The sequence below is a fragment of the Pseudomonas sp. CFBP 13727 genome, assembly GCF_014841915.1.
GTDB classification, from domain to species: Bacteria; Pseudomonadota; Gammaproteobacteria; order Pseudomonadales; family Pseudomonadaceae; genus Aquipseudomonas; species Aquipseudomonas baltica.
This window is the reverse complement of sequence record NZ_JACYUT010000002.1, coordinates 213,311-237,746: the sequence shown is the minus strand read 5'-3', so window position 1 is coordinate 237,746 and position 24,436 is coordinate 213,311. Positions and strand designations below refer to the sequence as shown.

The window sequence follows — 24,436 nt, the reverse complement described above, 5'->3', positions numbered from 1 at the left end:
CGCTGCTTGCACCGATGCACGCCCAGACCCGCGGGATTAGTGCAGATTCGAATAAAACTGTTTATCCGAACCGGCTCTGTTTACCTCCACCGTGCACGCCTAGAATCGATTTCGCCAGCAACGGCACCGCGATCGACGAAGACTGCATCTCCCCACGAAGGCCTGTCGATCGCAACTTTCCCACTCTCAAGTTTCACACGTGACCTCACAAGGGCTGCGTGCACCCTGACGACTGCAAAACAGGAAAATCGACATGAAAGCTTTTTTGATTCTGGCGCTGATTGGCGCGAGCGGCATGGCCCTGGCCGATGAAACCACCACGGCTGCCACCGAAAAAACCACGGTGGAACCTTATGAGTATTCGCAGCACCCCGATATTGCTCACGTCATCTCGACTTCAGCGATTCCCAACGTCTGCGCCGTGGTCCCGGCACGCCTGACTTACGAAGATTCGCAGGGCAAGCGCCACATCATGGAATATCAGGTCATGGGCAACGGCTGTTCGAACAGCTGAACACCTCCCAGCGTCGGGGCTGCGGCCCCGCTGCTGGCCTGCACCAGAGCAACCCCGCCAGCAGCATCTGCATGAATCGCCACCCATCGCCGTCTCTCTTTTTGTGCCTCGTGCCTCTATCATGAGCGTCACGTAAGCCTGTCTTCATTTCTCGTGTGCGCCGGACACCCAGCCAGCCTGCCCGCACCTGCGCCCATCACCTGCTTCCGCGACGGATCTACCTATGCCCCACTCACAGCGCCCCATGACGGTCACGCTGCAAGTCGTCTCCATCGTCCTGTTCACCTTCATCGGCTACCTGAGCATCGGCATCCCGCTGGCGGTATTGCCAGGCTTCGTCCACAGCGACCTGGGCTACGGCGCGGTCATTGCCGGGTTGGTGATCAGCGTGCAATACCTGGCCACCCTGCTCAGCCGCCCGCAGGCGAGCAAGATCATCGACAACCTGGGCAGCAAGAAAGCAGTCATCTACGGCCTGGTCGGCTGCGGCATCAGCGGGCTGTTCATGCTGCTGGCCGGCTGGTTGCAAAGCTGGCCGGCGCTGAGCCTGACCAGCCTGCTGGCGGGTCGGATACTGCTGGGGTCGGCGGAGAGCCTGGTGGGCTCGGGGTCCATTGGCTGGGGGATTGGCCGCGTCGGCGCAGCCAACACCGCCAAGGTCATCTCCTGGAACGGCATTGCCAGCTACGGCGCCCTGGCCATCGGTGCGCCGCTGGGCGTGCTGATGGTCAAGCATCTGGGCCTGTGGAGCATGGGTGCGAGCATCATCGTGCTGGCTGGCGTGGGCATCGCCCTGGCCTGGAACAAGCTTCCCGCACCCGTGGTGGCCGGCGAGCGACTACCGTTCCTGCACGTGCTGGGCCGCGTGCTGCCCCATGGCACCGGACTGGCGCTGGGCGGTATCGGCTTCGGCACCATCGCTACCTTCATCACCCTTTACTACGCCAGCAATGCCTGGGACAACGCGGCACTGTGCCTGAGCCTGTTCGGTGCCAGCTTTATCCTCGCCCGGCTGTTGTTCGGCAACCTGATCAACCGCATCGGCGGTTTTCGGGTGGCTATCGTATGCCTCAGCGTGGAAACCCTGGGCTTGTTGCTGCTGTGGCTCGCGCCCAGCCAGGAGCTGGCCATGGCTGGCGCGGCGTTGACCGGATTCGGATTTTCCCTGGTATTTCCAGCGCTCGGCGTCGAAGCGGTCAATCTGGTGCCGGCGTCCAGCCGCGGTGCAGCCGTGGGGGCCTACTCGCTGTTCATCGACATGTCGCTGGGCATCACCGGGCCGGTGGCAGGCGCCATCGCCGCAGGCTACGGCTTCAGCGCGATCTTCCTGTTCGCCGCCGTGGCTGCGTGCGCCGGCCTGGGCCTGACCTTCTATCTATACCGGCGAGCGGCAAGCCTGCCACCAGCGCAAGACAAGCTGGTCTAGAACGGCATGATCTAGAAATCGATCCTGCCACGCCCGGCCTTGATCGCCCCGCGCTTGGTCTTGCCTTCCAGGCGGCGAGTCTTGGAGCCCAGCGTGGGCTTGGTCGGCCGGCGCTTCTTCTCTACCTTGGTGGCCAGCAGAATCAGCTCGCGCAGGCGCTGCAGGGCGTCGGCGCGGTTTTGCTCCTGGGTGCGAAACTGCTGCGCCTTGATGACGATCACGCCATCGCCGGTGATCCGGCTGTCGCGCAGCGCCAACAGGCGCTCCTTGTAGAACGGCGGCAGCGACGAAGCGCCGATGTCGAAGCGCAGGTGCACCGCGCTGGAAACCTTGTTGACGTTCTGCCCACCCGCGCCTTGCGCGCGGATGGCGCTGAGTTCGATTTCAGCGTCGGGCAGATGGACGGCGTTGGAGATTTCCAGCATGCAGCGCTCCGGTCAGGACGAGGGGTTCGACTTGAGGCGATAACACAGGTACATCCCGCCGATCCACAGAGGAATGGCATACACCGACACGCGGATGCCGGGAATCATCAGCATGATGATCAGGATGAACGCCACGAACGCCAGGCACAGGTAGTTGCCGTACGGATACCACAACGCCTTGAACAGCGGCACCTGGCCCTGGCGCTGCAAGTGCTGGCGAAACTTGAGGTGCGAGTAGCTGATCATCGCCCAGTTGATCACCAGGGTCGCCACCACCAACGACATCAACAGCTCGAGCGCCTGCTGCGGCACGAAGTAGTTCAATGCCACGGCCACCAGCGTGATCGCCGCCGACACCAGCAGCGCCCGAACCGGCACGCCACGGCCATCCACCTTGGCCAGTGCACGCGGCGCGTCGCCCTGCTCGGCCATGCCCAGCAGCATGCGGCTGTTGCAATAGGTGCCGCTGTTGTAAACCGACAAGGCTGCGGTCAGTACCACGAAGTTGAGCACGTGGGCAGCCGTGTCGCTGCCCAGCATCGAGAACACCTGCACGAACGGGCTGCCGCTGTAGGCATCGCCCGAGGCATTCAGGCTGGCCAGCAGACCGTCCCACGGCGTCAGCGACAACAGCACCACCAGCGCGCCGATGTAGAAGATCAGAATGCGGTAGATCACCTGATTGATGGCCTTGGGAATCACCGTCTTCGGGCTGTCGGCCTCGGCCGCCGTAAAGCCGAGCATCTCCAGGCCACCAAAGGAGAACATGATGATCGCCAGGGCCATGACCAACCCGCCTACACCGTTGGGAAAGAAACCACCGTGGGCCCAGAGGTTGCTGACACTGGCCTGAGGGCCGCCGTCACCGCTGACCAGCAGATAGCTGCCCAGGGCAATCATGCCGACGATCGCCGCGACCTTGATGATGGCGAACCAGAATTCGGTCTCGCCGAACACCTTGACGTTGGTCAGGTTGATGGCATTGATCATCAGGAAGAACACCGCAGCGGAGACCCAGGTGGGTATTTCCGGCCACCAGTAGTGCACGTACTTGCCGACGGCGGTCAGTTCGGACATGCCTACCAGGATGTACAGCACCCAGCAGTTCCAGCCGGACAGAAAACCGGGAAACCGGCCCCAGTAGCTGTGGGCGAAGTGACTGAAAGAACCGGCAACCGGTTCCTCGACGATCATTTCGCCCAGCTGACGCATGATCAGGAAGGCAATGAAGCCGCAGATGGCATAGCCCAGGATCATCGATGGGCCGGCGGACTTGAGCACGCCTGCCGAACCCAGGAACAGCCCGGTACCGATGGCACCGCCCAGAGCGATCAATTGGATATGGCGATTCTTCAGCCCACGCTTGAGCTGGTTTGGTTCAGTCATCAGGGAGAAGTCACTTCTTCGACGTTCGAGGTATCAAGAGTGCAATGGTCCGCCGCAGGCAAACCTTGTGGGAGCGGGTCTCTGCCCGCGAAGAGGCCCCCACCGACACCCCACAAAAAAACGCCAACCCTGGAAGGTTGGCGCACGTGGACATCAGTTGTCCTTACTCAGGCTTGGGCTTGCGACGGCCGAAGCCGGGACGCTGACCGGTGCCAGCGGCCGGGCCACGACGATTGCCCGACGGCGCGTCGTCCACCAGCTTGATGCCCGGGCGCTTTGCAGCGGGCTTGGCACCCGGCTTGCCGGCAGGCCTGGCTGGACGCTTGTTCATGTCCGCCGGACGCTCGGCCACGGCACTGCCACGACCGCTGTCCTTGCGCGCAGCCGGCGCCGAATCACCGCGGGGCTGACGGGCTGGACGCTGCTCGCCGGACGGCGCCGAATCGCCGCGCGGCTGGCGAGCCGGGCGTTGGTCGGTGGACGGCGCGCCGTCCTGGGCAGGGCGCAAGGTGCGCACGCGCTCGCCGCGGCCCATCGGGCGCGAGGATTTGCGCTGCATGCGCTCCAGCTTGTCCTTGGTCTTGGTGGTCATCGACGGCATGGCCACGGCGGTCAGGCCGACTTCGGCGCTCAGGGTATCGACTTCACCCTGGGTCAGCTCACGCCAACGACCCATCGGCAGGTCGGAGTTGAGGAATACCGGACCGAAGCGCACGCGCTTCAGGCGGCTGACCACCAACCCCTGGGATTCCCACAGGCGACGCACTTCGCGGTTGCGGCCTTCCATCACCACGCAGTGGTACCAGTGGTTGAAGCCTTCGCCACCCGGTGCCTGCTGGATATCGGTGAAGCGAGCGGGCCCGTCTTCCAGGATGACGCCGTTCTTGAGGCGCAGCAGCATGTCGTCGTCGACTTCGCCGCGTACGCGCACCGCGTACTCACGGTCCATTTCGAACGAGGGATGCATCAGGCGGTTGGCCAACTCGCCGTCGGTGGTGAACATCAGCAGCCCGGTGGTGTTGATGTCCAGGCGGCCGACGTTGATCCAGCGGCCTTCGCGCGGGCGCGGCAGGCGGTCGAATACGGTCGGGCGGCCTTCGGGGTCGTCGCGGGTGCAGATTTCGCCGTCGGGCTTGTTGTAGATGATCACGCGGCGCACGGTTTCCGAAGCTTCTTCGCGCTTGATCACCTTGCCATCGACGGTAATGGCGTCGTGCAGATCGACGCGCTGGCCGAGGGTCGCGACCTTGGCGTTGACCTTGATTCGGCCTTCGCTGATCCACGCCTCGACGTCTCGGCGCGAACCCACGCCGATACGGGCCAATACTTTCTGCAGTTTTTCGCCGGCAGGGCCGATTTCCTGGCTGCCGTCTTGCTGATCGAGATCTTTCATCGTAAGCACCTCCCGGTGGGTCGAATTGAATGCTGCTCGGCGCAGGCGCGCCGGAGGGCCGCGAATGATACGCGCAACACGGCGCCTGCGCATCAAAGGCTAGCCGATTTTTTCAGGCTTTCTTCTTTTTCCGCTTGGCGGTGCCTTTCATGTCTTTCAGGCGCTGCACCGCCTGCGCGTTCACGTCGCGCCGCTCGTCTTTGTCCATCTTCTTCCAGGCCTTGCACTCAGGCTTGGTCCGTCCGCAGGCGATGCAGGTGTCATCGGTGAACTTGCAGACGCTGATACAGGGGTTCTTGCTGCTCATGGATAACGGTACTCGAGGATGGCCGAAACGTTTGGACAACAGCCCAGCCAAATCGCGCCCACAAAAAAAGCGACCCGAAGGTCGCTTTCTTTGTTTGCTTCGAGGAGTTCAAGGCCTCGAAGCTTTGTATGGCGCAGCGGACGGGACTCGAACCCGCGACCCCCGGCGTGACAGGCCGGTATTCTAACCGACTGAACTACCGCTGCGTATCGCTCGGACTTGCGTCCGTTTGAAACCTGTTGACCCAGAACTTCGAAGTTCTCGATCGCTGACCCGGCGAACCGAATCAGTGTATAAAAATGGCGCAGCGGACGGGACTCGAACCCGCGACCCCCGGCGTGACAGGCCGGTATTCTAACCGACTGAACTACCGCTGCGCAGTGTGTGCTCTCTTGTTTCAGCACGTGTTGCTCTTCGTTGCGTTCTCAGCTGCATTCTAACGAAATGGTGGGTGATGACGGGATCGAACCGCCGACCCTCTGCTTGTAAGGCAGATGCTCTCCCGGCTGAGCTAATCACCCTTTGCTTCGCTGAGGCCGCGAAATTTACGCAGGTACCGAACCTAAGTCAATACCCTGTATGAAGTTTTTTTGAAAAAGGTGTTAAATGTCAGAGCTTGTGAAACCTTGCGGGCCTCTTCGCGGGCAGAGCCCGCTCCCACAGGATCCTTAGATGAACTGGGTTTGTGTGGGAGCGAGGCGGGCGGCGAGCCCTCTGCCCGCGAAGAGGCCTTCAGCCCTTACAACGCAGCCAGCCCGCGCGCCAGATCGGCCTGCAGGTCGCCAACGTCTTCCAGGCCTACCGCCACCCGGATCAAGCTGTCGCGAATCCCTGCCGCTTCGCGTTCGGCGGGCGACAGGCGCCCGTGCGACGTGGTGGCCGGGTGGGTAATGGTGGTCTTGCTGTCACCCAGGTTGGCGGTGATCGAGATCAGGCGGGTTGCATCGATGAAGCGCCAGGCGCCCTCCTTGCCTCCCTTGACCTCGAAACTGACCACGGCGCCGAAGCCTTTGGTCTGACGCTTGGCCAGTTCATGCTGGGGGTGGCTCGGCAGGCCCGAGTAATGCACCTTCTCGATGCCCTCCTGCGCTTCCAGCCACTCGGCCAGCACCTGCGCGCTCGCGCAATGGGCACGCATGCGCAGGTTCAGGGTTTCCAGACCCTTGAGGAAGATCCAGGCGTTGAACGGGCTCAGGGTAGAGCCAGCGGTGCGCAGGTAACCCAGCACCTCGTTCATTTCCTTGCTGCGACCGCACACGGCGCCGCCCATGCAACGGCCCTGACCGTCGATGAACTTGGTCGCCGAGTGCACGACGATGTCGGCACCCAGCGCCAGCGGCTGCTGCAGCGCCGGCGTGCTGAAGCAGTTGTCGACCACCAGCATGGCGCCCTTGGCCTGGGCCACGGCGCTCAAGGCCGTGATGTCGACCAACTCGGCCAGCGGGTTGGACGGCGACTCGACGAAGAGCAGCCTGGTATTGGCCTTGATGGCCCGTTCCCAGCCGCTGACGTCGGCCAACGGCACGTAGTCCACTTCGATGCCGAAGCGCTTGAAGTACTTCTCGAACAGGCTGATGGTCGAGCCGAACACGCTCTGCGACACCAGCACGTGGTCGCCAGCGCTGCACAGGCTCATGACCACGGCAGTGATCGCAGCCATGCCCGTGGCGAAGCCGACCGCCTGTTCGGCGCCTTCCAGGGCGGCCAGGCGCTCTTCGAAGGAGCGCACGGTGGGGTTGGTGTAGCGCGAGTAGACATTGCCCGGCACTTCGCCGGCAAAACGCGCCGCGGCATCGGCCGCAGTACGGAAAACATAGCTGGAAGTGAAGAACAGCGGATCACTGTGTTCGCCTTCCGGCGTGCGGTGCTGGCCGGCGCGAACCGCCAGGGTGTCGAACGACACCCCTTCGAGATCGCTATCCAGTCGCCCGGCATCCCATTCCTGTGTCATGCCGTTGCTCCCATTCAGTTGTTGTAGAGGTCTATGATCGCGCTGACCGCATGCGACTTGCTCTTGTTGGAGTCGTTGCGCGCCTGCTCGATCTTGTTCAGATAGAACGCGTCGATATCGCCGGTGACGTACTTGCCGTCGAACACCGCGCAGTCGAAGTTCTCGATCTTGACCTTGCCACCACCGACCGCATCGATCAGGTCGGGCAGGTCCTGGTAGATCAGCCAGTCGGCGCCGATCAGATCGGCCACTTCCTGGGTGCTGCGGTTGTGCGCGATCAACTCATGCGCACTCGGCATGTCGATGCCGTAGACGTTCGGGTAGCGCACGGCTGGAGCAGCCGAGCAGAAATAGACGTTCTTGGCGCCGGCTTCGCGGGCCATCTGGATGATCTGCTTGCAGGTGGTGCCGCGCACGATCGAATCGTCCACCAGCATCACGTTCTTGCCGCGGAACTCCAGCTCGATGGCATTGAGCTTCTGACGTACCGATTTCTTGCGCGCGGCCTGGCCGGGCATGATGAAGGTACGACCGATGTAGCGATTCTTGACGAAGCCTTCGCGAAACTTCACGCCCAGGTGGTTGGCCAGCTCCAGGGCCGCGGTGCGGCTGGTGTCCGGAATCGGGATGACCACGTCGATGTCGTGTTCGGGGCGTTCGCGCAAAATCTTGTCGGCCAGCTTCTCGCCCATGCGCAGGCGTGCCTTGTAGACCGAGATACCGTCGATGATCGAGTCAGGGCGGGCCAGGTACACGTGCTCGAAGATGCACGGTGCGTACTGGGGGTTGGGTGCGCACTGGCGAGTGTGCAGTTTGCCGTCTTCGGTGATGTACACCGCCTCGCCCGGCGCCAGGTCGCGGATCAGGGTGAAGCCGAGTACGTCCAGGGACACGCTTTCGGAGGCGATCATGTATTCCACGCCTTCGTCGGTGTGGCGCTGGCCGAACACGATCGGACGGATCGCGTGCGGGTCACGGAAACCGACGATGCCGTAGCCGGTGATCATGGCCACCACCGCGTAGCCACCGGTGCAGCGCTTGTGCACGTCGGTGACGGCGGCGAACACGTCTTCCTCGGTAGGCTGCAGCTTGCCGCGCACGGCCAGTTCGTGGGCGAACACGTTGAGCAGCACCTCGGAGTCCGAGCTGGTGTTGACGTGACGCAGGTCCGATTCGTAGATTTCCTTGGCCAGCTGCTCGACGTTGGTCAGGTTGCCGTTGTGCGCCAGGGTGATGCCATAGGGCGAGTTGACGTAGAACGGCTGGGCCTCGGCCGAGGTCGAGCTGCCCGCCGTGGGATAGCGCACATGGCCAATGCCCATGTGCCCGACCAGCCGCTGCATATGGCGCTGCTGGAAAACGTCCCGTACCAGCCCGTTGTCCTTGCGCAGGAACAACTTGCCATCGCTACTGGTAACGATACCGGCAGCATCCTGGCCGCGGTGTTGGAGGACCGTTAGCGCGTCATACAGCGCTTGATTGACGTTCGACTTACCGACGATACCGACGATGCCACACATGCGACGCAACCCCTACTTAATGAATCTGAACTGAGCACCACTCACTGCGCCTTGTTGGCCGGCAAGAGGTGTTCCTTGAACGGAATGTCAGCCGGTGCGCTGATTCCGCTGGCGAGCCACTGGCTGGACATCCCCAGAATGAGGTTTTTCGACCAGTCAGCAACCAAAAGAAATTGGGGCAGGAGCCGTGATTCCTGCCACCACGAATCCTGTTGAACGGGCCCCAGGCTCATCAGCCCGGCGGCCACCACCACCAGCAGGCCACCGCGCGCGGCGCCGAAGACCATGCCCAGGAAGCGGTCGGTACCCGACAGCCCGGTGACGCGAATGAGTTCGCCGATCAGGTAGTTGACCATGGCGCCGACCAGCAGGGTGGCCACGAACAGTACGGCACACCCGGCGATGACACGCGCGGATGGGGTCTGGATGTAGTTTTCGAAATAACCGGCGAGGGAACCACCGAACAGCCAGGCCACGCCACCTGCGACTATCCACGTGACCAGCGACAGGGCTTCCTTGACGAAGCCGCGTGTCAAGCTGATCAGTGCGGAGATGGCGATGATCGCGATGATCGCCCAGTCGACCCAGGTAAATGCCACGGTGCGGCCTGCATACGGATAAGGCGGCGCATTTTAGCAGAGCGCGGGCGCGGGAGTAAGCGGCGATTGTCGTCTGCACCGCAGCGCGCCCCTTCGCGGCCGCTGACCGCTCCTACAGCTTCCCGTAGGAGCGGTCAGCGGCCGCGAAGGGAGCGCCACGGCTCCACGGCTGACGAAGACTCAGCCGCGCTCGGGCTCGAAACGTACCACGAACCCCTGCAGCTTCTGCTGGCGGTTGATCACGTCACGCAGGCGCTCGGCCTCAGCGCGCTCGACCAGTGGACCGACGAACACTCGGTTCTTGCCATCGGCCGTACGCACGTAGGCGTTGTAACCCTGCGCACGCAGGCTCTTCTGCAAGGTGTCGGCACCGGCGCGGTTGGACAGGCTGGCCAATTGCACCGACCAGCTGACCGGCAGCCCATTGGGGTCGATCTTGCTGCCGGTGTCCGTCTTGGCGACCGGTGGCACCTTGGCCGCAGCGATGGGCGCGGAAGGCTGCACCGATTCCACCGGCTTCTTGGCAGATGCGGCAGGCGCGGCAGGCACCGACTGGATCGGCTGGCTAGGCGGGGCAGCCTGCGTCGCGGCCTGCGCTGGAACCGGCTCCGTCTCGATGATCTGCGGCTCGGGCACGGCAACCGGCTCGACCTGCACCTGAGGCGCGGCCGGGGCCTGCGGCGCTGCCGGGGCTTGTACCTGAACCTGGCGCACGGTTTGATCCTCGCGCGAAAACAGCATCGGCAGGAAAATCACCGCCAGCGCGATCAACACCAGGGCGCCGATCATGCGCTGCTTGAACACCTTATTGGGCAATGCCATCCACGTTCTCCCGTTCTATGTTGCCATACATCCATTTCAGGGCCTGGGCGACACAGTGGAACGAGCCGAACACCAGAATCTCGTCACCCTCGCCTGCGGCTTCGCACTGCGCTTCGAGCGCATCGGCGAGGCTGCCATGAGACGTCGTGGCAGCGCCAAGGTTCAGGAGCGCGGCGTCGAGTTCGGCGGCCGGACGACTGCGCGGTGTTTTCAGTGGTGCGACTGCCCAGTGCGCGATGACGGCTGCCAGCGGCTCGATCACCCCGACCAGGTCCTTGTCGGCGAGCAGGCCGAACACGGCCAGACGCCGGCCCGCAAGAGGCTGGCGCGCCAGCCGCTCGGCCAGAAAGCGAGCGGCGTGCGGGTTGTGGCCCACGTCGAGAAGAATTTCGACCGGCTTGCCGGCGTAACTCACCCGGTGACGGTCCAGGCGGCCGGCCACGCGGGTGTGCGCCAGCGCCCAACCCATACGTGCAGCGTCACGCGGCAGATCGAGTGCCACGTAGGCCTGCAGGGCCAACGCGGCGTTTTCCAGCGGCAGGCTGGGCAATGGCAACGACAGCAGCTCGACCGGGTAGCCTTCGACATCCACCCCGCGCCACGACCAGTGATCGCCTTGCGCGGTGAAGTCGTAGTCGCGGCCGCGCAGATAGAACGGGCAACCCAACGTGGCAACCTGCTCGAGCAATGGCTGCGGAGGGTCGATATCGCCACACAGTGCTGGCACGCCAGCACGCAGGATGCCGGCCTTCTCGAACGCCACCGACTCGCGGGTATCCCCCAGGTACTCGGCATGGTCCAGACCGATGCTGGTGACCACGGCCACATCGGCATCCACCAGGTTGACCGCATCGAGCCGACCGCCCAGTCCCACTTCCAGCACCACGGCATCCAGCTCGGCGCGCTGGAACAGCCAGAGCGCGGCCAGGGTGCCCATCTCGAAATAGGTCAGGGTAGTGGCGCCGCGCGCCGCTTCCACGGCGGTGAACGCCTGGCACAACTGGGCATCGGTGGCCTGCTGGCCGTCGATCAGCACTCGTTCGTTGTAGCGCAGCAGATGCGGCGAGGCGTAGACCCCCACTTTCAGATCGCGATCCTGCATCAGCGCCGCGATGAACGCGCAGGTCGACCCCTTGCCGTTGGTCCCGGTCACCGTGACCACACGCTCGGCTGGCTTGCCCAGGCCCAGGCGCTGCGCGACTTCGCGGCAACGGTCCAGGCCCATGTCGATGGCCGAAGGGTGCAGCTGCTCCAGATAGGCGAGCCACTGGCTCAGGCTGCGCTCGGTCATACGTTGGCGGGCGCCGGTGGAACCACAATGGGCTCGATCGGGGCGGCCACGTAGGTAGGCGTCGGCAGGCCCATGAACTGGGCCAGCAGGCTGCCCAGGCGCGGACGCAGTTCCTGGCGCGAAATGATCATGTCGATCGCACCGTGCTCGATGAGGAATTCGCTGCGCTGGAACCCTTCCGGAAGTTTTTCGCGCACGGTCTGCTCGATCACCCGCGGGCCGGCAAAACCGATCAGCGCCTTGGGCTCGGCGACGATCACGTCACCGAGCATGGCCAGGCTGGCGGAAACGCCGCCGTAGACCGGATCGGTCAGCACCGAGATGAACGGAATGCCTTCTTCGCGCAAACGCGCCAAGACTGCTGAGGTCTTGGCCATCTGCATCAGCGAAATCAGCGCTTCCTGCATGCGCGCACCACCGGAGGCGGCAAAGCAGATCATCGGGCAACGGTTTTCCAGGGCGTAGTTGGCGGCACGCACGAAGCGCTCGCCGACGATGGCACCCATGGAGCCACCCATGAACGAGAATTCGAAGGCGCTGGCCACCACGGGCATGCCCAGCAAGGTGCCGCTCATGGAGATCAGCGCATCCTTTTCGCCCGTCTGCTTCTGCGCTGCAGTCAGGCGATCCTTGTACTTCTTGCCATCACGAAACTTCAGGCGATCGACCGGTTCCAGATCGGCACCCAGCTCGGCGCGGCCATCTTCGTCGAGGAAGATGTTCAGACGCGCACGTGCACCGATGCGCATGTGGTGGTTGCACTTGGGACAGACGTCGAGGGTCTTCTCCAGCTCCGGACGGTACAGCACTGCTTCGCAGGACGGACACTTGTGCCACAGGCCTTCGGGCACCGAGCTTTTCTTCACCTCCGATCGCATGATCGAAGGGATCAGCTTGTCTACCAACCAGTTGCTCATGCTTTATTTCTCCAGTACCGGGGACTGCTGGCCTGGCCAGGTCCCGTGCATGCTCTTGAGCGTGTTCAGATATGAAACGAATACGTGGGCGAGCGTGGCGCAGGCTGCACACCTGCGTGCCGCGCGTTTCGCGAAACGTATGGACGGTGCCGAGCTGCCTGCCGTCACATGCTGCTCCCACGCACCGCTTTGAGGAAAGCGTCGATTTTGCGATGGTCCTTGATGCCCTTGCTCGACTCCACCCCGCCACTGACATCCACCGCCCAGGGTTTGACCTGAGCGACGGCCTGGGCGACGTTGCCGGCGTGAAGCCCACCTGCCAGCACGATCGGCTTGTCCAGGCCCGCGGGCACCAGCGACCAGTCGAAGGCTTCACCGGTGCCGCCCGGCACGCCGGCCACGTAGGTGTCGAGCAGAATGCCGCTGGCGTTGCGGTAGGCCCGGCAGGCCGCCTGCAGATCATCGCCGGCGCGCACGCGCAATGCCTTGATGTAGGGACGGTGGTAGCCCTCGCATTCTTCCGGCGTTTCGTCGCCATGGAATTGCAGCAGGTCCAGCGGCACGGCGTCGAGGATTTCACCCAGTTCGCACCGACTGGCATTGACGAACAGGCCGGTGGTGGTCACGAACGGCGGCAGCGCGGTGATGATCGCGCGTGCCTGTTGCACGTTCACCGCCCGCGGGCTTTTGGCATAGAACACCAACCCGATCGCATCGGCACCCGCGTGCGCAGCGGCCAGAGCATCCTCTATGCGGGTAATACCGCAGATTTTGCTGCGAACGGCTGACATGTCGGCGAGTACCTCGACTTGGCTGGGGAACGGCGGATGTTAGCAAATGCTGTCGGCGACGTCAGCCAGTGTGTCGAACCCGGTCAGGAAGTGCGGACCGATATAGCGCTCGGGCAGTGGGAACTCATCGCGGTACTCGACTTGCACCAGGTACAGCCCGAAAGGATGGGCCGTGACCCCGCCGGTTCGGCGTACCCGGCTTTGCAACACTTCGGCGGCCCATTCCACAGGGCGCTCGCCCGTGCCGATGGTCATCAGCACACCGGCGATGTTGCGCACCATGTGGTGCAGGAAGGCATTGGCGCGCACGTCGATGACGATCATCTTGCCGTGCTGGGTGACCCGCAGGTGATGCAGTTGCTTGATCGGCGACTTGGCCTGGCACTGACCGGCGCGGAAGGCACTGAAGTCATGGGTACCGACCAGCGCCTGGGCGGCGGCGGCCATGCGGGTGACATCCAGCGGACGGTGATTCCAGGTGATTTCCTCGCCCAGATGGGCGGGTCGGATCTGGTCGTTGTAGATGACGTAGCGGTAGCGGCGGGCGATGGCCTTGAAACGCGCATGAAAGTTGGGCGGCATGATCTTCGCCCAGGTGACACTGACATCATGGGGCAGATTGATGTTGGCACCCATGACCCAGGCTTTCATGCTGCGCTCGGCCTGGGTATCGAAATGCACCACCTGGCCGCAGGCGTGGACACCCGCGTCCGTGCGGCCGGCGCACATCAGCGAGACGGGCGAAGCGGCAACCTTGCCCAGGGCGTCTTCGAGGGTTTCCTGTACGGTGCGCACGCCAGAGGCCTGGCGCTGCCAGCCGCGGTAGCGCGAACCTTTGTATTCAACGCCCAAGGCAATGCGATAGAAGCCGTCGGCCGCCGATTCGGCGACCGCGTTGTCGATGTTTTGCACGAAGTTGCAGCCTGTTGGTTAAGCGATGGCGGCGATTATACCGGATCATGGAATTGCGGCGCTGCCTTCGCGGGCAGAGCCCGCTCCCACAAAGAGGGCCTCGATGTACAGCTGTGGGAGCAGGTTCGGGGGTCGGACGGCGACGGCCGCACCGCGTTACCGGCTGATGCGCCCTAGCATCTCGCGCGCCTCATCCTGCTGCCCGGTGCTGCCTTCCTTGATCACTTCACCGAGAATGTCGCGGGCGCCGTCGTTGTCACCCATCTCGATGTAGGCACGGGCCAGGTCAAGCTTGGTGCCAGCCTCGTCTCCCCCGTCGAGGTAGTCGAAATCGTCTTCGCCTTCGATCGGCGGGAGGTCTTCAGGCTTGGGGGGCACGGCGAACGGCTCGGCCATGGGTGTGCGGGCAAAACCGTCGGAGAGTTTTTCCAGTTCGGCATTGATCTCGTTCAGGCGCGATTCGGGTGCCTGTGGCTCCTCGGCGTCATCGGCCAACGACAGATCGAAATCTTCCGGCAACGTCGTCTCGGGTTCGTCGGTCGAATTGCCCGCTGCAGCTTTCTGCTCGGCCAGCAAGGTGTCGAAGTCGATGTCCGCGCCTGCCGTCGGCGCGGGGTCCGGGGTGTCATCCAGGTTGAGGTCGAAATCGGTATCGAAGGTGCCGTCCAGCGAGTCGGCGGACCCTGGCTCGTCGTGCAGCAACTGCTTGACGTACTCGGCGTCCATCTGCGCTGCCGCGGCGGCTGCACCGGCAGCGGCGGCGGCAACACCGAGCATGGCAGGGAAGCGCGCTTTCAGACGCTCGACGTCGGCATGGTTCTGGCCGGTGGCGATCAACTGCCGCTCCTGGCCGACGAAGCCATCACGATCACCTTGCAGGCCATACACTTCCATCAATTTCAGGCGCAGATCGCTGCGCTTGGGCTCGCGCTCGGTCGCCGCTTCCAGCAGTTCGGCAGCATGATTGAGGCGGCCGCGGGCAATGCTCTGCTCCACTTCGGCGAACAGCCCTTCATCGGTGTCGATGCTGGGGCGCAGCGGCGGCGTAGGCAGCACGGTCGGCGCGGGCGCCTCGGCGAAGGTAGCCGGTGCGGCACTGGCCCTGGCGCCCGCTACCGAGGCGGCCACCATGGCCGGGGTCAGGTGCACGGTCGCCGCCGGGCGCTCCAGCCCTTCGAAGCTGTTGGGCGGCAAATCGAGATCCGGGCCGTGATCGGGCTCTTCGGCCAGCGCGCGGGCCATGCGCATGTGCTTCTCGGCCTCCTGCTGCGCCTTGCGGCGGCGGGCCAGCAGCAACAGCAGCAAGAGCAGCGCTGCAAGGGCACTGGCACCGACCACCATCAGCAGGGTCGAGTTGTCGCTGGGCTGCTCGGCAACCGCGTCGTCGGCGGGGTCGGTGGTCGCATCCAGCGGCTCGCCCTGAGGCAAGGCCGGCGTACTGGCGGCAGCGTCGGGATTGACCTGCTCGGTGGCACCGGGTACCGCCGGTGCCGGAACCAGCGCGGCGTTGACCGGGGCATCGGGATCGCCCTCGGCAGGCTCGCCGCTGGCATCCGCAGGGGCCAGCGCCTGCGCCGGCGCCAACGCTTCGGCCGGCACCGGTACATCGGCGCCCGCTGCCTGCATCTTGGCCAGTTGGTCGTTCTTGAGCTGAATCAGTTTCTGCAACTTGTCGAGCTGGCTCTGCAGGTCGGCGTTGCGGCTGCGCAATTCTTCGTTGTCACGGCGCGTGGAGTCCAGGGCTTCCTGGGTCACCGCGAGTTTCTGGTCGAGGGCCCTGGCATCGCCCGCCGGGCCGTTGGCCTCGCTGGCGCCTGACACCAGGCTGAGGTTGTCTTGCGGCGGCGCGGCGGCCGGCGCCGGAGCACCGTTGCCACGACGCGTGGCATCGACCTGCTGCGCCCGCGGACCGAGGCGACGGCCTTCGCGCCAGGCAGCATTCTGCCGCGCGACTTCGGCCACAGCTGGGCCCGGCGCGGTGGCCGCGGTCTGCTGGGCGTCCGGCATGCGCAGGACCTGCCCGGTCTTTAGACGGTTGATGTTGCCGTCGAGGAACGCGTCGGGGTTGAGCGCCTGGATGGCCAGCATGGCTTGCTGGACCGAGCTGCCCTGACGATTGCGCGCAGCGATCTCCCACAGGGTGTCACGCGAACCCGTGGTGTAGGACGCCTGGTTGGCACTGGCGGCGGGAGCGCTCAGCGCCGGCTGCGGTGCATTCTGCGCCGCCTGGGCCGCCTGCGGGGCAAACTGCGCGGGATCGAGCAGCATGCTGTAGTCGCGCAGCAGACGGCCGCTGGGGAAATTGACCTGGACCAGGAACTTCACCAAGGGCGCCGACAAGGGTTGCGTCGAGGTCACGCGGATGACGCTGCGGCCACTGGCGTTGATCACCGGCGTGAAGCGCAGGCTGTCGAGGAAAGCCTGGCGCTCGACGCCCGCCTTGCTGAATTCCTCGGCCGGGGCCAGCACTGGCTGCACCTCGGCGGCAGTGAGGCCGCGCACATCGAGCAGTTCTATCTCGGCGAGCAGGGGCTGGTTCACCGCGGACCTGAGGGTCAACTCACCCAGCTCCAGGGCGTTGGCGATACCGGAGGACAGCGCCGAAGCGGCAGCCATTGCTAACACCAGTTTGCGAACTTGAACCATGGCCTAATCCTTGTCTGAACATTCCTCGGCAAGCGAGAAGAAGCTTGCGCTGTCGCATGCGAACAGCTGGGCAAAACGGGCGAACTGTCTGCAAATTGTCGGCAAGTATCTTTTAGCCATGACCTTTAATCAACAACTCGGCCACTTGTACCGCATTCAAGGCGGCGCCCTTGCGCACGTTGTCCACCGTGGCCCACAGGCTCAGCGCCTGGGGATCGTCGATACCGGTGCGTACACGACCCACGTACACCACGTCCTGGCCTACCGCATCGCCCACTGCTGTAGGGTAGTCGTCTTCCACCGTTTCGATCCCGGGCGCCATGGCCAGGGCCTGGTTGATGGCCGCAAGGTCCAGCGTCGAGCCGGTCTGCAGCGCGATGCTGTAGCTGTCGCCGAAGAACACCGGTGCCTGCACGCAGGTCACCGAAATCTTCAGCGCTGGCATGCCAAGCAGCTCGCGCAGTTCGTCGACCAGCCGCCGCTCCAGCGGCACATGGCCCTGCGCGTCGGGCGTACCGACCTGCGCCAGCAGGTTGAAGGCGATCTGGCGGTCGAAGAACTGCGGTTCCAGCGGGCGCACATTGAGCAGCTCGGCCGTTTGCCGGGCCAGTTCGCTGACAGCCTCGCGGCCCAGGGCCGACACGGCCAGGCAGGCGGTCACGTGCACCTGCTGCAGATCCAGCACGGCGCGCAAGGGTGCCAGGATCACGGCCAGCGCAGTGGCGGCAGCGCTGGGGCTGGCGACTTGCACGGGCAGCGGCAGATCGCTCAGCACGGCGGCATTGGCTTCCGGGACCACATTGGGAGCCTGGGACGCCGGCAGGCCGGCCGACAGATCGATGACCGTGCAACCGGCCGCCGTAGCACGCGGCGCCAAGCTGCGCGTCACCGCAGGGCCGGCGGCGAAGAACACCAGCTTGACCAGACTGAAATCGAACTGATCGACTTCACGCACCCGCACGTTCTTGCCGCGAAAGGCCACCGACGCACCGGCCGATTCGCTGCTTGCCAACAGGTGCAGCGCACCCACCGGGAAATCGCGCTCTTCGAGAACCTGCACGAGGGTTTCGCCAACCGTCCCGGTGGCGCCGATCACGGCGATGTCGAAAGTCTTGGGCATGGGCAGGGTCCTTGGGAAATGAACAGGCCGCGCACTTTATCGGTTATCGGCCGCGCTGTCCTCGCAGCAGACAGGCGCCGCAGTGCACCTGCCTCACCGCGGCGCGCCCTTCGCGGCCACGGACCGCTCCTACGGACAACCTCGTAACCTGCGCAGGAGCGGTCATCGGCCGCGAAACAGGCGCCGCGGTGCCCCTGACCCACCGCCGTGCGCCCCTCGCGGCCACGGACCGCTCCTACGGACAACCTCGTAACCTGCGTAGGAGCGGTCATCGGCCGCGAAACAGGCGCCGCGGTGCCCCTGACCCACCGCGGCGCGCCCTTCGCGGCCACGGACCGCTCCTACGGACAACCTCGTAACCTGCGTAGGAGCGGTCATCGGCCGCGAAACAGGCGCCGCGGTGCCCCTGACCCACCGCCGTGCGCCCTTCGCGGCCACGGACCGCTCCTACGGACAACCTCGCAACCTGCGCAGGAGCGGTCATCGGCCGCGAAACAGGCGCCGCGGTGCCCCTGACCCACCGCGGTGCGCCCTTCGCGGCCACGGACCGCTCCTACGGACAACCTCGTAACCTGCGTAGGAGCGGCCGCGATGGCTCAGTCTTTCTTGTCTTTCTTGAAGGCGGCTTCCAGCGCATCGTTGATGGTGCGCAGTACCTTGACTCGCGCCCAGCGCTTGTCGTTGGCCTCGACCAAGGTCCACGGTGCCACTTCGCTGCTGGTACGATCGACCATGTCGCCCACGGCGTCGCGATAGGCACCCCACTTTTCGCGGTTGCGCCAGTCGTCTTCGGTGATCTTGAAACGCTTGAATGGAATCTGCTCGCGCTCTTTGAACCGTTCCAGCTGGGTCTGTTCATCGATCGCCAGCCAGAACTTGACCAGCACCACACCGGCATCGGTCAGTTGCTCTTCGAAGTCGTTGATCTCGCCATAGGCACGCATCCAGTCGGCCGGACTGCAAAAGCCTTCGATCCGCTCGACCAACACGCGACCGTACCAGGAGCGGTCGAACACGGTGAACTTGCCCCGCGCCGGCAATTGCCGCCAAAAGCGCCACAGATAGGGCTGGGAGAGTTCGTCCTGGGTTGGCGCGGCAATCGGCACGATGTGGTATTGACGCGGGTCGAGCGCGGCGGCGACACGCTTGATCGCTCCTCCCTTGCCCGCCGCATCGTTGCCTTCGAACACCGCCACCAGGGCGTGACGGCGCATGCGCTTGTCGCGCATCAGGCCTGCCAGGCGAGCCTGCTCGGCAATCAACTGGCGTTCGTAATCGTCCTTTTCCAGATGCCGGCTCAAATCCAGGCTGCCGATCAGGCTGCGTTTGTCGATGCTTTCACCGATGTTCGCCACGGCCTTGCGCACTGGCTCGGTGGGCGCCTTCAGCGCTGCCTGCAATCCTTCGAGCAGAATCTGCCCGACCGCCAGGCTGCGGTAGTTGGCATCCACACCTTCGATCACGTGCCACGGCGCGTAGTCGCGACTGGTGCGCCGCACCACGCGTTCGCCGAAGCGCACGAAGCGGTCATAGGTCCTGGACTGCTGCCAGTCCAGCGGGCTGATCCGCCAGCTGTGCAACGGATCGTCACGCAATGACTTGAGCCGCGCCTTCATCTGCTGCTTGGACAGGTGAAACCAGAACTTGAAGATCAGCGCACCTTCGTCGCAGAGCATGCGCTCCAACCGCTGCGCGCCGTTGATGGCCTGCTCCAGACGGCCATCCTTGATGTCGCCATGCACCCGATCCTGAATCATCTGGCTGTACCAGTTGCCGAAGAACACCCCCATGCGGCCCTTGGCCGGCAACTGGCGCCAGTAGCGCCAGGCCGGTGGTCGCGCCAGTTCCTCGTCGGTCTTTTCATCGAAGGTGCGCACCTCGATCAGGCGCGGGTCCATCCACTCGTTGAGCAACTTGACCGTCTCGCCCTTGCCCGCCCCTTCGACGCCGTTGATCAACACGATCACCGGAAAACGCGCTTGCTCCTTGAGCTCGTACTGGGCTTCCAGCAGCGCTTCGCGCAGGGCAGGCAGACGAGCCTCGTAAGTGTCCTTGTCGATGGCGTGACCAATTTCGGCGGATTCGAACATGGGGCAGGCATTCCTCTTCGGTTAGCTTGAGCGAGCCTCGCTGGGCGAGGTGGTGCTTTGCGTATCGCTACTGAAGCCGACCCGCTCGAGCAGGGTTAGTTCGGCCAGCAAGGCGTTCTCGGCACCCTGGCGACGTCGGGCGATGTCATTGGCGCGCCGCAGGTAATCGCCGCTGCTGCCGGGTTCCTGGCGTTCGTCGAGGACGCTCAATTCCTCGGCGAACGACGCCAGACCTCGTTCCAGTGTGCTCGCATGGCGTTCACGCAGGTAGTCGGTCCAGAATGCCTGGCGGATCATGAACGCGGCGAAGTCCGGTGCGGCTTCGGCCTGCAGCACCTCGGCCTGTGCGGCGTCGTAGATGTCGACGCCGATACCGGCCGTGGCGGCATAGGCCATGCTCTGCGGCTGGCCGGGCAAGGCCAGGCGACGGGCCAGATAGGTCCGCAGCGCCATGCGCACTTCTGCCTCGTCGACGCTCACACCCAGGCGCCGACGCTCGGCAATGATGCGCCGGGCAATGACCTCCAGCCGGTCGAGCCGGAACAGTCCACGGGCCAGCTCGTACAGGCGTTCGCCACGCTGGGCCCAGGTTGCGCCCTGCAAGGCGTAATGCTGGAGCACATGCACTTCCATATCACTGAACATCAACCGCTCTCCATCCACGCAGGTGTCCAACCCCTGGGCCATGGTGTACAGGCGTTGACGCAACTGGCGATTGGCCGATGCACCGGCAACGACATTCCAGACGCGCCGGGTCAGTTCGGTTGGACTGCGGGTGTAATCCGGTGTGTGACGCAGATTGTCGATCAAGCGGGTGAAGGCCTCGGAGCCGTCTTCATCGACCAGCCCCTGCCACAACTGTGCGCGATGGCGTCGCTCCACCTCGCTGGCACCCTGCAGCCACACATCGACCAGCGGGCGGCCGGCCCTTGCCGAGTGCACATCGTTGGTCCGATGGGCGAAGAACTGAAAACGCCGGTGTGGCCTGGGGCTATCCAGCTGCCTCAAGCTGAAGTCATCCAGCCTGTTGCGATCCATGAAAACGTCCACACCCTGCCCTTGGCTCATCTCGGTGAACACCGAGTCGGGAATATGGCGCAGCCGGGTGCGGTACAGGTTCAGGGTGCGCAGCGCGGGCAGCCGCGAAGCCCACTGTGGCCAGCTGGGCAGCACCAGACCGGCGAGATTGAGTTGCTGCAGCCTGGAGAAACCGCTGGAAGTGGCTATCGGCCCCGGAAGATTGCCGCTCAGGCTCAACAGGGTCAGGTCCGGCAGACGTCCCAGGCGGTCGAGCAGCGCCTGGTCCAGGGTCAGGTTGCAGAGCGTCAGGTCCAGTTCGGTCAGCTGCGTCAGACGATCGACCGCTTCGGGCAACTGGCCCAGGTTGCACTCACGCAAGGTCAGGCTACGCAACTGCGAAAAGCTGGCCAGCAAGTTGGTCAGCGCCGGCGCGTCCACCGTGCTGCCGGTCAGGTTCAGGTGCGTGACGAAGCGCAGATCGGCGTTCAGGCCGGGAAAATCCAGCAGCGGCGCGTAGGTCAGGTTCAGATGATAGTGGTGTCCGTTGGCCGCACGTTCGGAAGGCAGCTGACGGCGCCAGGCGATGTCCAGACGCGCCGTGACGTCGGCACGGTAATGCATCAGGTCGCCTCTGCTGGCGTTGTAGCGGGCCGGCAGGTTGGCCGGGGCCGGTCGGTGCGCCCACGCTTGCAGCTGAGCGTGCATCTGCGAGCGCTCGGAGGCCAGGTTGTCCAGCCCCAGCATGATGTCGGCGCGGCTCATGCCGGCTTGTTCGTACAGTCCCAGCAGTTCGCGGGCAGCAGGCTCGCTGGTGCCCGGATAGAGGCCGCGAATGCGTGCCACCAGCACCCGTCGCGACAGGGCCACCTCTCGCCTTCCGCTCATGGGGTAACCCACGCGCCCGTAGCCGTCGCGCATCGGTGCCCTGAAGCTTTCCGGCAGAGGGGTCTGGCCCAGCCAGCGTGCACAGGCATCGCGGTGAGCGAAGGCGTAGTCACGCACCGCATCGGCCGACGCGGTGTCGCCCAGTACCTGCTTGATGGCCCGTTCCAGCTCGAGGCTGTCCAGCGACTGCGCGGTGCCGAAGCACAGGCCTTCGAAGGCGCGATTGAGCCGTTGGCACTGCTGATAGGCACGCGCGCGCTCACTCGACTTCAGGGGAATGCGTCGATTGACCAGCATTCGCGCCTGTTCGCCAGGCGCCACGCCGAGCAATACCTCCTCGGCTGCGGCGACGCTCAAGGCGGGAAAATCCCTGCAAATGAGCTGGGTGGCCTGACCGCTGCCAAAATGCGTGGCGTCGTAGAGCTGTTCGAAACGTACCTGCGCGGCAGTGTCCGCAAGCCCGGCGCGTTGCACCTGGCGGTGCAGGGCAAAACGTTGCAGGGCATCGACCAGCAAGGCAGTGGGTTTGTCGGCCTGGGCATAGACCGCGTCCAGCAAGGTGGGCGGCAACCCGGTACTGGCCAGCGCCCGATGGATATCCTCTGAATCCATGCCCGACAGCCGCCAGCCCAGGCGGTCACGCAGGGTGGTGCCGGTCACCTCGGGTTGCTGCTCGGCGGCCAGCCGCCAACCGGCACCCGTTTCCTCGATCAGTGGCAGGTAGGCATTCGCGTCGCGCGGATGGGTAATGCGCCACCGCTGGTACCGATCGTCGAAGCGAAGGTCATGCACGCGCCCGTCGATGACCACGCTGTCACGTGCTTCGTCGTGATAGAGCCGATCGGTATCGGGCAGCAGGTCGGCAGGCAGGCCCTGGGCAGCAACGTAGTCGTCGAGGTTGGGACGCCACAGGTGCTCGCGGCCATCGGCGAGCGTCACCGGGAGCAGTTCCGCCAGCTGGGTATCGGCGGCAACGGCAGGCACTCTGGGCGCGACCCAGCTGCGGCCCGCCTGCACCGCGCCGGCGAACACCGCCATGGTCGCCAGATTTTCGACCACGCTCATGGCATGGCCGAAGGCGGCATGATCATCGCCCTGGCGCCAATCGTCGACGCCACTGAACACTTCCTGCAACAGCTGGGCCGCAGCGCAGGTCAGCATGGCCGCACCCAACGCCGGGACCAGCAGGCCGGCGATATTGAGCAGGGTCGTTCCGGCGTCCAGATAACGCCGGCGTTCACGCTCCCGGATGATGGCGTCTTCGTCGGCGGTCGGCACCGCCATCACTCGAGCATCCTGGTAGGTCTTGAGCAAGCGATCATTATGTTGCAGGTCGAACAGGTCACCGACGACCGCACGCTTTTCCAGGTTCAATCGCTTCAGCCAAGCGCCACCGGAGCCGGCGAGCCGCTGCTGCAGACGCTGGTCGAACGGCGCAGCGAACTTCTCGCCCACCAACGAGCAGACATATCGCTGGAAATCGGGCCGCTGGAGTTTTTCTCCCAGGCGTTCGGCGAAGGCCTGGAACGAAGGGTATTGCTTGATCGGGTGGTCGGGTTCGCCGGGCATCAGCACCACACAGCGACCGTCGACGGTCGATTCGATCAGTTGCACGCCGTACAACGCCACGGCAGCGAAATCGGCGCTGCCCAGCAGGCGCAGCCAGTGATAGCGCACCGCGTTGCCCGCCCAGGTCGGGGGAGCCGCTTGGGCAACCTGCAGCAGCAGACGATAGCCGTCTTCCTCGACATCGCCGCGCAAGCGGGCAATGTGGGCCAGCACTGCGAGATGGGCCTGGTCATTGCGTTTGAACAGCGCCGCCACCCGCTCGGGTTGGTCGTCGGGCTTGAACACTGTGTCCAGGTGAGCCTGGTAGCGCTGGCCCAGGTCCAGGCGCCGGCAGGCAGTGGCGAATCGCTGGGGGTCGAGGGCGATTGCCGGTTTTTCCTGGCGGGCGCGAAAGTCGATGTCTTTGCCGGCAGTGAAGTATTCGACACCGCCGCTTGGCAGCACCATCGAACCCGGCGCAAAGCTCAGGTTCGCTTCGAAATTCTGCATGGCGGCAACCAGCAGGTTCTGTTCAATCGCCCAGCGATGACTGAAGCCCATGCCGACGTTGTGCATGGCGCGCACCAGCACATAGCCGCGCGGATCAATGTCGAGCTGGCACTGCCTGCGGATCTCCTGCCCGACCAGGTCGGCACAGAACTCGGTGACGTCGCGCAGCCCGGCCAGTACAGGGGCGAGGGCGCGTTTGGCGGCGTGGCTTTCATTCTGACTGGCGCTCAACGCCTCGCGCATCGCCGGGCTGGCCTGGCTCAGCCAGGTCGGCAACCGCTGCGCGACGATGCGCGCATGGCGGCGGTCCCGGGCGGTGCCGCCCTGGCTCATTGGGGGGTAGATCGCGTGCATGATCGGCTC

Annotated in this window: 18 protein-coding genes and 3 tRNA genes; 2 read left to right on the top strand and 19 right to left on the bottom strand. The window is 64.6% G+C overall.

What is annotated here, in order from left to right; all coding sequences use genetic code 11:
* The first annotated feature begins 253 nt into the window (after positions 1-253).
* Together IFT76_RS08545 and IFT76_RS08540 are read left to right on the top strand one after the other, a co-directional pair.
* Positions 254-514 (top strand): DUF2790 domain-containing protein, encoded by a 261-nt coding sequence (locus IFT76_RS08545; RefSeq protein WP_122476393.1) that lies wholly within the window; start codon positions 254-256, stop codon positions 512-514.
* Positions 515-737: 223 nt separating this feature from the next.
* Complete coding sequence (locus IFT76_RS08540; RefSeq protein WP_192052934.1) at positions 738-1,940, top strand: MFS transporter; 1,203 nt, start codon at positions 738-740, stop codon at positions 1,938-1,940.
* A gap of 11 nt (positions 1,941-1,951) precedes the next feature.
* Here IFT76_RS08540 and arfB read toward each other — a convergent pair whose 3' ends face one another.
* The 19 genes from arfB to IFT76_RS08445 all read right to left on the bottom strand — a co-directional run bounded on the left by arfB (position 1,952) and on the right by IFT76_RS08445 (position 24,427).
* Complete coding sequence (gene arfB / locus IFT76_RS08535; protein ID WP_122476397.1) at positions 1,952-2,365, bottom strand: alternative ribosome rescue aminoacyl-tRNA hydrolase ArfB; 414 nt, start codon at positions 2,363-2,365, stop codon at positions 1,952-1,954.
* A 12-nt stretch (positions 2,366-2,377) separates the two neighbouring features.
* Complete coding sequence (locus IFT76_RS08530; protein ID WP_122713948.1) at positions 2,378-3,751, bottom strand: amino acid permease; 1,374 nt, start codon at positions 3,749-3,751, stop codon at positions 2,378-2,380.
* A 163-nt stretch (positions 3,752-3,914) separates the two neighbouring features.
* Positions 3,915-5,144: a 23S rRNA pseudouridine(2605) synthase RluB gene (gene rluB, locus IFT76_RS08525; protein ID WP_122476400.1), complete on the bottom strand. Its 1,230-nt coding sequence runs from the start codon at positions 5,142-5,144 to the stop codon at positions 3,915-3,917.
* A 112-nt stretch (positions 5,145-5,256) separates the two neighbouring features.
* Positions 5,257-5,451, bottom strand: coding sequence for a DUF1289 domain-containing protein (locus tag IFT76_RS08520; protein WP_192057890.1), 195 nt, complete (start codon positions 5,449-5,451; stop codon positions 5,257-5,259).
* Between the two features lie 129 nt (positions 5,452-5,580).
* Positions 5,581-5,657, bottom strand: a tRNA-Asp gene (locus tag IFT76_RS08515).
* Positions 5,658-5,751: 94 nt separating this feature from the next.
* A tRNA-Asp gene (locus IFT76_RS08510) sits at positions 5,752-5,828 on the bottom strand.
* Positions 5,829-5,896: 68 nt separating this feature from the next.
* A tRNA-Val gene (locus IFT76_RS08505) sits at positions 5,897-5,972 on the bottom strand.
* 218 nt (positions 5,973-6,190) lie between these two features.
* Positions 6,191-7,402: an O-succinylhomoserine sulfhydrylase gene (locus IFT76_RS08500; RefSeq protein WP_192057888.1), complete on the bottom strand. Its 1,212-nt coding sequence runs from the start codon at positions 7,400-7,402 to the stop codon at positions 6,191-6,193.
* A 14-nt stretch (positions 7,403-7,416) separates the two neighbouring features.
* Entirely contained in the window at positions 7,417-8,922 is a 1,506-nt protein-coding gene (purF, locus tag IFT76_RS08495) for an amidophosphoribosyltransferase (RefSeq protein WP_122476407.1), read from the bottom strand.
* A gap of 41 nt (positions 8,923-8,963) precedes the next feature.
* Complete coding sequence (locus IFT76_RS08490; protein WP_122476408.1) at positions 8,964-9,521, bottom strand: CvpA family protein; 558 nt, start codon at positions 9,519-9,521, stop codon at positions 8,964-8,966.
* A 180-nt stretch (positions 9,522-9,701) separates the two neighbouring features.
* The gene (locus tag IFT76_RS08485; RefSeq protein ID WP_192057887.1) at positions 9,702-10,343 is read right to left on the bottom strand and encodes an SPOR domain-containing protein; all 642 of its coding nucleotides are present in this window, start codon (positions 10,341-10,343) and stop codon (positions 9,702-9,704) included.
* Complete coding sequence (gene folC / locus IFT76_RS08480; protein WP_192057886.1) at positions 10,327-11,634, bottom strand: bifunctional tetrahydrofolate synthase/dihydrofolate synthase; 1,308 nt, start codon at positions 11,632-11,634, stop codon at positions 10,327-10,329. The genes IFT76_RS08485 and folC overlap by 17 nt, the downstream gene beginning before the upstream one ends.
* The gene (gene accD / locus IFT76_RS08475) at positions 11,631-12,551 is read right to left on the bottom strand and encodes an acetyl-CoA carboxylase, carboxyltransferase subunit beta (protein ID WP_122476414.1); all 921 of its coding nucleotides are present in this window, start codon (positions 12,549-12,551) and stop codon (positions 11,631-11,633) included. The genes folC and accD overlap by 4 nt, the downstream gene beginning before the upstream one ends.
* A 164-nt stretch (positions 12,552-12,715) precedes the next feature.
* Entirely contained in the window at positions 12,716-13,342 is a 627-nt protein-coding gene (locus IFT76_RS08470; protein ID WP_192057885.1) for a phosphoribosylanthranilate isomerase, read from the bottom strand.
* A gap of 39 nt (positions 13,343-13,381) precedes the next feature.
* Positions 13,382-14,254, bottom strand: coding sequence for a tRNA pseudouridine(38-40) synthase TruA (gene truA / locus IFT76_RS08465; RefSeq protein ID WP_192057884.1), 873 nt, complete (start codon positions 14,252-14,254; stop codon positions 13,382-13,384).
* A 156-nt stretch (positions 14,255-14,410) separates the two neighbouring features.
* Entirely contained in the window at positions 14,411-16,900 is a 2,490-nt protein-coding gene (locus tag IFT76_RS08460) for a FimV family protein (RefSeq protein WP_192057883.1), read from the bottom strand.
* 112 nt (positions 16,901-17,012) lie between these two features.
* Positions 17,013-18,020, bottom strand: coding sequence for an aspartate-semialdehyde dehydrogenase (locus tag IFT76_RS08455; RefSeq protein ID WP_192052922.1), 1,008 nt, complete (start codon positions 18,018-18,020; stop codon positions 17,013-17,015).
* A 596-nt stretch (positions 18,021-18,616) separates the two neighbouring features.
* Complete coding sequence (gene pap, locus IFT76_RS08450) at positions 18,617-20,110, bottom strand: polyphosphate:AMP phosphotransferase (protein ID WP_192057882.1); 1,494 nt, start codon at positions 20,108-20,110, stop codon at positions 18,617-18,619.
* A 21-nt stretch (positions 20,111-20,131) separates the two neighbouring features.
* Positions 20,132-24,427, bottom strand: coding sequence for an NEL-type E3 ubiquitin ligase domain-containing protein (locus tag IFT76_RS08445; RefSeq protein ID WP_192057881.1), 4,296 nt, complete (start codon positions 24,425-24,427; stop codon positions 20,132-20,134).
* Positions 24,428-24,436: the final 9 nt, after the last annotated feature.

Bases quoted from the DNA above. Each gene is read 5' to 3' on its own strand.
- arfB (WP_122476397.1), bottom strand. From the start codon at position 2,365: ATGCTGGAAATCTCCAACGCCGTCCATCTGCCCGACGCTGAAATCGAA.
- IFT76_RS08530 (WP_122713948.1), bottom strand. From the start codon at position 3,751: ATGACTGAACCAAACCAGCTCAAGCGTGGGCTGAAGAATCGCCATATC.
- pap (WP_192057882.1), bottom strand. From the start codon at position 20,110: ATGTTCGAATCCGCCGAAATTGGTCACGCCATCGACAAGGACACTTAC.
- IFT76_RS08545 (WP_122476393.1), top strand. From the start codon at position 254: ATGAAAGCTTTTTTGATTCTGGCGCTGATTGGCGCGAGCGGCATGGCC.
- IFT76_RS08540 (WP_192052934.1), top strand. From the start codon at position 738: ATGCCCCACTCACAGCGCCCCATGACGGTCACGCTGCAAGTCGTCTCC.
- rluB (WP_122476400.1), bottom strand. From the start codon at position 5,144: ATGAAAGATCTCGATCAGCAAGACGGCAGCCAGGAAATCGGCCCTGCC.
- IFT76_RS08455 (WP_192052922.1), bottom strand. From the start codon at position 18,020: ATGCCCAAGACTTTCGACATCGCCGTGATCGGCGCCACCGGGACGGTT.
- accD (WP_122476414.1), bottom strand. From the start codon at position 12,551: ATGAGCAACTGGTTGGTAGACAAGCTGATCCCTTCGATCATGCGATCG.
- IFT76_RS08460 (WP_192057883.1), bottom strand. From the start codon at position 16,900: ATGGTTCAAGTTCGCAAACTGGTGTTAGCAATGGCTGCCGCTTCGGCG.
- IFT76_RS08500 (WP_192057888.1), bottom strand. From the start codon at position 7,402: ATGACACAGGAATGGGATGCCGGGCGACTGGATAGCGATCTCGAAGGG.
- purF (WP_122476407.1), bottom strand. From the start codon at position 8,922: ATGTGTGGCATCGTCGGTATCGTCGGTAAGTCGAACGTCAATCAAGCG.
- IFT76_RS08445 (WP_192057881.1), bottom strand. From the start codon at position 24,427: ATGCACGCGATCTACCCCCCAATGAGCCAGGGCGGCACCGCCCGGGAC.
- IFT76_RS08485 (WP_192057887.1), bottom strand. From the start codon at position 10,343: ATGGCATTGCCCAATAAGGTGTTCAAGCAGCGCATGATCGGCGCCCTG.
- folC (WP_192057886.1), bottom strand. From the start codon at position 11,634: ATGACCGAGCGCAGCCTGAGCCAGTGGCTCGCCTATCTGGAGCAGCTG.
- IFT76_RS08470 (WP_192057885.1), bottom strand. From the start codon at position 13,342: ATGTCAGCCGTTCGCAGCAAAATCTGCGGTATTACCCGCATAGAGGAT.
- IFT76_RS08520 (WP_192057890.1), bottom strand. From the start codon at position 5,451: ATGAGCAGCAAGAACCCCTGTATCAGCGTCTGCAAGTTCACCGATGAC.